This window comes from Ruminococcus sp. 210702-SL.1.03 (genome assembly GCF_020559915.1).
GTDB lineage: Bacteria > Bacillota > Clostridia > Oscillospirales > Ruminococcaceae > YE71.
In genome coordinates this window covers 1-907 of record NZ_JAJCLZ010000106.1, presented here as the reverse complement: position 1 = coordinate 907, position 907 = coordinate 1, and the positions used below count along the sequence as shown (strand labels likewise).

The following is a 907-nucleotide window of genomic DNA, read 5'->3' as shown; positions in this document are numbered from 1 at the left end:
GTATGGCTGACAGACATCATATTGACCCTGACGCTCGTATCCAATCCATACATCTGCGCAATCCTCGGAACTTCCGTTGCCGACAAGCAAATACCAACCGCAAGCAGAGCGTGTTGAGTGTAGGTCAGCAGTCCGAGATAGAGTATCGTTGTCTGCAAAAATGCCGTCAGACAAGTCGCAATGACCTGCTTGCACCAGCTGTAAAATCCGTCTGTGTAACCTCTCGGAACTCCAAAAAGATACAGACTTCCCACAGCAATCTGACACAGCATTATGCCGCCACGCTTAATGTTTGAAAACACAACTTTTACTGTACAATAGCCGAAAAGTATGATAAAAAACAGGCTGAACAGACTTACGTCCATCGCCAGTGCCATAATCACGGTCAGCCCCGAATCAGCTACTGTCGTTGTTGTTCCCGATATGAAATTTCCAAGCAAATCGCTTGAAAATGTACCCTGCAAATTAACGCAAAACGAGTAAAGTCTTTGCGGAACAACAGTAACCAGACTTGCCGCCATGAACCCTTTCAACACGTTCAGACAGGTATTTTTGATATTCGCCTGACCCGATTCATAGGCTATCGCCGTGTCAAACACCGCCACGATAAGTCCACAGACAAACAGCATCCATGCGAGACTGTGGAACAATGCTATGAACGACTGCACCCACGACAGAGCGAAAATACTGCTTGTGCTTGCATTGATAAATTCAAAAAGATCGGCAACTGCGCCGTAAATGAGGTTGAACAGCCACTCAAACATTACATCCCAGATTGCGTCTGTTATGGTATCTACCGCAGAACCTATTGTATTGTCCCAAAGGCTTGATATTCCGTCGCCTATCCAGTCAATGGCGTCTGAGATCCAATCAAACATCCGCACCACCTCCTGCCTTTGTTATCTCG

General features: G+C 46.4%; 1 protein-coding gene. It reads right to left on the bottom strand.

Annotated features, from left to right (window positions below; all coding sequences use genetic code 11):
- On the bottom strand, window positions 1-878 hold an 878-nt coding region (locus LI114_RS13620; RefSeq protein WP_227221118.1), incomplete at its 3' end, for a conjugal transfer protein TrbL family protein.
- Window positions 879-907 lie beyond the last annotated feature (29 nt).